Consider the following 6,483-nt stretch of genomic DNA (forward strand, 5'->3'; position numbering starts at 1 on the left):
GCGAGGCTGAAGCATTACCGTGCAGTGGCGTTCCGGTTCGACAAACTGAAACGGAACTATGAAAGCATGGTTGCCATGGCCTGTGGGTTTCTATGGCTACCTATGTGAAACGTCAACAGACCCTAGGGCGAGACAAGGCGAAATTAGCCGAGGAAGCGGAGTTTACGCGTGGTAAATGAACATTCCGAGGGTGCTTTCAACGCTGTATCGCTGACGCGCAGCAGACTTTGGACTGGTTCTTAGTTGAACAGGGTTGCCTGTGGACTTGGCTTGACCTGCAGCAGTTTGCGCACCGGGGTAGGGATGCCAGCCTTGAGCGCTGCGCTGCGGGTGAACCACCGGCTATCTTCCTCGGCCACTTGGGGTAGTGTTTCGCGAACCGTTACTACCAAGGGCGTAATGGTCAACCGGAAGTGTGTGAATGTATGGATCAGTGTTGGCAAGGTTTCGCTGGGGTCTACTACCAAACCGAATCGCGAATGACATAGGGTTGTCGCGGTAGCGGTCGAATCTGCCTGTGGCAGGCTCCATAGCCCACCCCAGATTCCAGTGGGTGGTCGCTTTTCCAGCAGCAGCTTACCTTCATGCTGAATCAGCAGCATCACGGTTTCACGCTCCGGAATGGCTTTTTTGGTCTTGCGTGTGGGTAGCTCTACTGTTCTGCCTTCGATGTGGGCGCGGCAGTCTTCCCGTAATGGGCAGCGAGGGCAAGCTGGTTTGCTGCGCGTGCATACAGTCGCGCCCAGGTCCATCAGCCCCTGGGTGAACGCTGGCATGTCGGCTCCATATTGCGGCAACAGATCTTCAGCCAGTTTCCATAGTTGGTTTTCCACTTTCTTCTCGCCGGGAAAACCTGCTATGCCTGCCCAGCGTGTTAACACCCGCTTCACATTGCCATCAAGAATCGGTGTGCGTTCTGCAAAGCAAAAGCCAGCGATGGCAGCGGCGGTTGAACGGCCTATACCTGGCAGGGTTTCAATTTGGGCTGCGGCCTGTGGAAATGTGCCACCAAAATCGGCCATCACCTTTTGTGCTGCTTTGTGCAGGTTGCGGGCCCGCGTGTAGTAACCCAGTCCTGCCCAATGGGCCAGCACATCATCCAGTGGTGCCTGGGCCAGGTCGGTTACGGTTGGAAACGATGCAGTGAAGCGCTGGTAATAGGCAATAACGGTAGCAACCTGGGTTTGCTGCAGCATGATTTCGGATAGCCACACACGATATGGGTCCGACACCTGCCAGGGCAGGTCGTGGCGGCCGTGGGCGCGCTGCCAACGGGTAAGGCGGTCGGCGAATGGTGCAAGTGCCATGGGTGTAGTGTGCAGAAGATGGGAAGACCGGCAGGGTGATACGCTGTGATGAGCCGGTCGTCAACCTCGATGTATCGACTGCCAAGTACTGATCCTGGCATTCAGCAAGATCAGTAATGGGACTAGGTGGCTTCAACGCTGATAGGACGGCTTTTTGTTTGTAGCGAGCGAACTTCCGCCAAATCTGCAAGTTGGCTGATCAGATTCATGAGCGAACGTTTGCCATCCAATTCCAGTAGTACCTCAATGCGTCCGGGTTCATCGAGTGCCGAGGTTTTCGTGTTTTGGACGGTGAAACCGTGTTGCTTTACGGCTTGTAACAGGCGGGTGAGCGCGTCGTTTCTGTTATCTAGGTGCAAGGTCAGGTGCTTATGCATGGGACTTCTTCCTTGGACTACTGCTGTGTTGGTTCATAAAGCCGCCCGGAAATGACGAAGCCCCCGATCTTTCGATTCGGGGGCTTCGTTTGGATTCTGGCGAAGGGTTATCTGCTACTGCTGTTCCCGTCGCGCATGCACTAACGCGCCCCATGATCGAATCATCATGGTGCGTTTAGTTTTAATGGTCAGGGCGCGGTTGGCGAGAAGCATGTTTTTGCTTGCGTAGTGCGAAAAATGAAGCAGACGCCCAGACTCTAACCTCGGTTGCGTTCTATGGCAAGTGCGCCAAAACGAGGCATTAGGATTGAGGGTTTCCCCTGATTTGGTGCACTTTAGATGTTTGCAGGCAGGGGCTTTTGATAGACGAAACAGGTCCGGGGAAATGGGGGGAGATATTTTTCCCATTTTTAATCAGATATATAACTAAGTTTTATGCTGAATTGGTGCAGCCTGACTCGGTTTGGCATGAATTCTGCATAGTAGTAATTGGTTACTCAGCTTTATGTCGGGCTGGATCAACTCTGGATTCGTTGGGGAATCTGACTGGGAGCCCAAACCCGCTGGTGGGTGGATAGCTCCGGGCGTTACAGCTTTGCTGTTCAGCTGGACACAACGGTGTTCTTCGGCCTGCCTTGGGCAGTGTTGGGGAATGCCGTTTTTTTTTTGCCTAGGCGGCATGCACTGCACTGGGGTGTGACTATCTATCCGTTGCTCATGTATACACGCTGCTGCACCATATGCGGCGTATGCTTGCGTTGTACTGGTTGTCTTGTATAGCAACCTTTCATTCTCGGGTTAATCCAATTTCCATCGTTGTTTTGACGAAATATCTCCGGCTTTTGGCCGACCAAGTAGCTATGCCATCTCTCAGTTCATCTCCAGCGCCTTTGTTAATCGACCGTTACGGCCGCCGTATCGACTATTTGCGCTTGAGCGTGACCGACCGTTGCGATCTACGTTGTACCTACTGCATGCCCAAAGGTTTCAACGGTTTCGAAGAGCCGGAGCATTGGTTAAGTTTTGATGAGATCGAACGTGTCGTTGCAGCTTTTGCGAGGCTGGGGGTAGGGCGTGTACGGTTGACAGGGGGCGAGCCCTTGTTACGACGAGACTTACCGGTATTGGCTGCACGTTTATCGCGCCTGCCCGGTATGGCTGATCTCTCGCTTTCCACTAATGCTACGCAACTGGGTCGACATGCCGGAGCTTTGAAGCAAGCAGGGGTAAACCGTCTCAATATAAGCCTCGATTCCCTGCAGAGCGAGCGTATTGCAACCATTGCCGGGCGTGATGTCCTCAGCGATGTTTTGGCCGGTTTAGCTGCAGCGCAAGCTGAAGGTTTTCAACCTATCAAGCTCAATATGGTGGTCCAGCCCGGGGTAAATGACGATGAAATCGAAGCCATGGTGCGTTTCAGCATGGAGCACAGGTTTATCTTGCGGCTGATCGAGACTATGCCGATAGGCACAACAGGGCAACAGTCGGGTTTCCTGGACCTGCAACAGGTGTTGAAAAGCCTTTCTCGTCAGTTCGATCTGGTGCCGTCTGCTACTGAGCTGGGTGGTGGACCCGCACGTTACTGGCAAAGCCGTGATGGTGAATTCACGTTGGGTGCCATCACACCAATTTCCCAGCACTTTTGCGCGACCTGCAATCGTGTGCGTTTGAGTGTGGATGGCACGCTTTACCTGTGCCTCGGTCAAAACGACAAGCTGGCGTTACGCCCTTTACTACGTTCTGGAGCCAGTGATGAGGAACTCGAACAGGCGATTCGTGATGCTATCAGCCTGAAGCCGGAGCGCCACGAGTTTCGTGAACAACCAAGCAAGGTAATTCGGTTCATGTCTGCCACTGGTGGTTAGGATGTGTTCGTGGGATGCTAATCTGACGCGAGGAAACAGGAGGCTATGAACTTCTTAGTCCGAAATCATGGCGTGGATAATTTTTCCCCCATGGTAGTAACTGAGTGTGTGATGCTTGGATGCTGTTTTGGAGTACGAAGCCAGTGTTTGAGCAGGTTCCTAGTAAAAAAATACCCCTAAATTGTTGACACAGATTATTTGCCCCCTATAATTGCGGCTCTTCGAAACGCAGCAATCGTAGATTCGAAGCGGGAGTAGCTCAGTTGGTAGAGCGCAACCTTGCCAAGGTTGAGGTCGAGAGTTCGAGACTCTTCTCCCGCTCCAGGTTAAAGTTTGCTGCAAGTGCACGAAAAATGCGGGAGTAGCTCAGTTGGTAGAGCGCAACCTTGCCAAGGTTGAGGTCGAGAGTTCGAGACTCTTCTCCCGCTCCAGGTTAAAGTTTGTTGCAAGTGTACGAAGAAATGCGGGAGTAGCTCAGTTGGTAGAGCGCAACCTTGCCAAGGTTGAGGTCGAGAGTTCGAGACTCTTCTCCCGCTCCAAATTTTTAAAGGGAAAGTAAGGCTTTCCCTTTTTCGTCTGTGATGTATGGCGGGTTAGCAAAATGGTTATGCAGCGGATTGCAAATCCGTCCATCCCGGTTCGATTCCGGGACCCGCCTCCACTTTCCAGTCGTATGCCCGGGTGGTGAAACTGGTAGACACAAGAGACTTAAAATCTCTCGGCGCAAGCTGTGCCGGTTCGATTCCGGCCCCGGGCACCAATAATTTTAGCTGTAATATCAATAGCTTAGCTATGCCGCGCTAAGCTATTTCTTTTTCTACCTCAGGTACATTTTTTTGGTATGGCTAAAGTTTGCCATTAGGCTGTCAATGTGATGGGTATGCTTTCGTAGATGGTCGGGCGCACGGTGTGCATATCGCATTACCATAGAGATCGATCCCCATCCTCCAAGTTTTTGCAGCTCTGCAAGACCGACCCCTGACTGAATTAGCCAGCTTGCCCAGGTATGACGCAAATCGTGGAATCGAAAGTTATGGATTCCGGCCAATTTGCATGCTTTCTTAAAAGCGCTATCAGATACTCCAGTTAAGGGTTTCCCTCGGAACGTAAAGACGAATTCCCTGTCCTTTCCTTGCTGGGACAGGATTGCATCCATTGCGACATTGTTAAGTGGAACACCGATTGCACGGCGAGCTTTGGCTTGATCGGGATGAATCCAAGCAGTCTTTCTCTCCAAATTTATCTGACTCCATCGCAATCCGTAGGCGTTCGATCTTCTTAGGCCTGTGGATAAAGCGATTTGGACAACAGGCACCAAATGCTTTGGTAGGTACGAGATAAGCTTTTGTGCTTCTTCCTGTGTTATCCATCGGATGCGACAAGTTGCTTCGTGGAAGAGCTTTAGATGAGGTGCTTTCTCAATCCAGCCCCATTCTTGCTCAGCTTTACGCAGCAAGGCACGCAAAAGTGCGAGATAGCGATTGTGGGTTGCCTTTCCAGCAGAAGGTGCTGCCTTGAAGATGGCATCCTTACAAAGATCAGAGGTGATCTTGTGTAGTTTTACTTGTGTAAAGAATGGTCTTAAGCGACGATTTTTTGATTCATCACCCTTGATGCTGCTTTTATGGGCTTGTTCTTTTAGCCAACGCAAAGCTGCTTCATCAAATGTGCGGACTGGTCGTTCGTCCAACCTGGAAACACGCCTTGACGTCAACGTACCAAAACTGACTGCTTTCTGGTTGATAGATGGACATGTGGTTGTACCTTCGGATTCAACCGCCGCCTGCCCACGCGGAACATACTCGCCGCGAATGTAGGCTGCAAGGTCGGAGGCTAAAATTACGTAGCCGCGCCCGACTTTTCTGCCGGGGGCGATGCCTTGTTTGGAGAGAGTTCTGAGTGTTTCGGGATGGCAGCGTAGCAATGCTACCGCCTCATTGAGTGAATAGGTCTTCACCGAGGTTCCTAGATCGGGAGGGTGAGGAGCGTGCAAACAAATCCACCAAAGAAATCGCCCGGCCGGTTGGGCTCGGGTGGGGGATGTTTGCTCGGTACATTCGGCCATAGGAATCACCAAAAAAACCGTACTAGGTGAGGTCTAGAACGGGATGTTATCTACAAAGTCGTTAATCGTTTCTGCTTTCTCGGTTACGTTTCTGGCGCCTCTGCGAGCGTTAGGCATAGCTTCTTTTTCTTCCGTGTGGGTATGTGAGCTACCTAACATCTGGAAAGCCTCTGCAATGATTTCTGTGGAATAGCGATCTTTGCCTGTCGCCTTGTCCTGCCATTTCCGAGTGTGTAAACGGCCTTCAACATAGACGGAGTTACCCCTCTCCAGGGTATTCAGCGGTTATCACTGCCAAGCGTCGATAGACGACGATGTTGTGCCATTCCGTCTGTTCCTGGCTCTGATCGGTATGCTTGTCTTTCCAGCGTTCTGTGGTGGCAACGGAAAAGCTGCAGACTGCAGAGCCATCAGGCATGTAGCGAACTTCAGGGTCACGGCCAAGATTGCCAATCAACATGACTTTGTTTAGTGAGGGCATATCACCTCTTTTTTACTGCTCTTGGCTGGCCAAGCTAATGGTTTGAGTTCTGCCAGCACTTCGGACAATTGCTCTGCATGGCGGGCTATGGATTCAACCTCGTCCAGGGCTGAGCGTGCATCCACCAAGTAAATACCTGTTGGTCCATTGTCCGTTGCACTCTTAAGCAGCTGGCTGATTTTGGTATTGGCCGTGTGACAAAGCTGACGCAGGGTTTCCATTGCGTCACGGTGTTCATTTTTCAGGAGAGAGTATTAGCAACTAAGAAGCTGTCTTGAAAACCAAATTGCGAGAAAATCAAGCCCTCAGCATTACTTGTGACTACCCTTGGCTTATCCAACCGATCTGACCGAGCAACACTGAAACCGCATTGCTCACCATTTTCACC

Annotated in this window: 7 protein-coding genes, 5 tRNA genes and 1 pseudogene; 7 read left to right on the plus strand and 6 right to left on the minus strand. The window is 51.6% G+C overall.

Annotated features, from left to right (window positions below):
* Positions 1-108 (plus strand): annotated as a pseudogene (locus tag ACUHMQ_RS19800) (IS5/IS1182 family transposase); the annotation flags it as partial.
* Positions 109-239: 131 nt separating this feature from the next.
* On the opposite strand, the gene mutY reads toward ACUHMQ_RS19800, so the two are convergent.
* On the minus strand, positions 240-1,307 hold the full coding sequence (gene mutY / locus ACUHMQ_RS19805; protein WP_445297184.1) for an A/G-specific adenine glycosylase: 1,068 nt from the start codon (positions 1,305-1,307) through the stop codon (positions 240-242).
* Positions 1,308-1,429: 122 nt separating this feature from the next.
* On the minus strand, positions 1,430-1,684 hold the full coding sequence (locus tag ACUHMQ_RS19810) for an ACT domain-containing protein (RefSeq protein ID WP_445297185.1): 255 nt from the start codon (positions 1,682-1,684) through the stop codon (positions 1,430-1,432).
* An 890-nt stretch (positions 1,685-2,574) separates the two neighbouring features.
* On the opposite strand from ACUHMQ_RS19810, the gene moaA reads away from it, so the two are divergent.
* From moaA to ACUHMQ_RS19840, 6 genes are all read left to right on the plus strand, one after another.
* The gene (gene moaA / locus ACUHMQ_RS19815) at positions 2,575-3,549 is read left to right on the plus strand and encodes a GTP 3',8-cyclase MoaA (RefSeq protein WP_445297189.1); all 975 of its coding nucleotides are present in this window, start codon (positions 2,575-2,577) and stop codon (positions 3,547-3,549) included.
* A 248-nt stretch (positions 3,550-3,797) separates the two neighbouring features.
* Positions 3,798-3,873, plus strand: a tRNA-Gly gene (locus ACUHMQ_RS19820).
* A gap of 31 nt (positions 3,874-3,904) precedes the next feature.
* Positions 3,905-3,980, plus strand: a tRNA-Gly gene (locus tag ACUHMQ_RS19825).
* A gap of 32 nt (positions 3,981-4,012) precedes the next feature.
* Positions 4,013-4,088 (plus strand) — tRNA-Gly (locus tag ACUHMQ_RS19830).
* A 48-nt stretch (positions 4,089-4,136) separates the two neighbouring features.
* Positions 4,137-4,210 (plus strand) — tRNA-Cys (locus ACUHMQ_RS19835).
* Positions 4,211-4,224: 14 nt separating this feature from the next.
* A tRNA-Leu gene (locus ACUHMQ_RS19840) sits at positions 4,225-4,309 on the plus strand.
* A gap of 57 nt (positions 4,310-4,366) precedes the next feature.
* Here ACUHMQ_RS19840 and ACUHMQ_RS19845 read toward each other — a convergent pair.
* From ACUHMQ_RS19845 to ACUHMQ_RS19860, 4 genes are all read right to left on the minus strand, one after another.
* Positions 4,367-5,506 carry a tyrosine-type recombinase/integrase gene (locus ACUHMQ_RS19845; RefSeq protein ID WP_445297186.1) on the minus strand — a complete coding sequence of 380 codons (1,140 nt, stop codon included), beginning with the start codon at positions 5,504-5,506 and terminating at the stop codon, positions 4,367-4,369.
* A gap of 141 nt (positions 5,507-5,647) precedes the next feature.
* Positions 5,648-5,896 (minus strand): single-stranded DNA-binding protein, encoded by a 249-nt coding sequence (locus tag ACUHMQ_RS19850; RefSeq protein WP_445297190.1) that lies wholly within the window; start codon positions 5,894-5,896, stop codon positions 5,648-5,650.
* Positions 5,874-6,095, minus strand: a complete 222-nt coding sequence (ssb, locus tag ACUHMQ_RS19855) for a single-stranded DNA-binding protein (protein ID WP_445297187.1) — start codon at positions 6,093-6,095, stop codon at positions 5,874-5,876. The genes ACUHMQ_RS19850 and ssb overlap by 23 nt, the downstream gene beginning before the upstream one ends.
* Positions 6,083-6,316: a hypothetical protein gene (locus ACUHMQ_RS19860; protein WP_445297188.1), complete on the minus strand. Its 234-nt coding sequence runs from the start codon at positions 6,314-6,316 to the stop codon at positions 6,083-6,085. The genes ssb and ACUHMQ_RS19860 overlap by 13 nt, the downstream gene beginning before the upstream one ends.
* Between the last annotated feature and the right edge of the window lie 167 nt (positions 6,317-6,483).

This window comes from Chitinimonas violaceus, from assembly GCF_052601015.1.

Coding starts and splice junctions, on each gene's coding strand:
- mutY (WP_445297184.1), bottom strand. CDS start 1,307: ATGGCACTTGCACCATTCGCCGACCGCCTTACCCGTTGGCAGCGCGCC.
- ACUHMQ_RS19810 (WP_445297185.1), bottom strand. CDS start 1,684: ATGCATAAGCACCTGACCTTGCACCTAGATAACAGAAACGACGCGCTC.
- ssb (WP_445297187.1), bottom strand. CDS start 6,095: ATGCCCTCACTAAACAAAGTCATGTTGATTGGCAATCTTGGCCGTGAC.
- ACUHMQ_RS19860 (WP_445297188.1), bottom strand. CDS start 6,316: ATGGAAACCCTGCGTCAGCTTTGTCACACGGCCAATACCAAAATCAGC.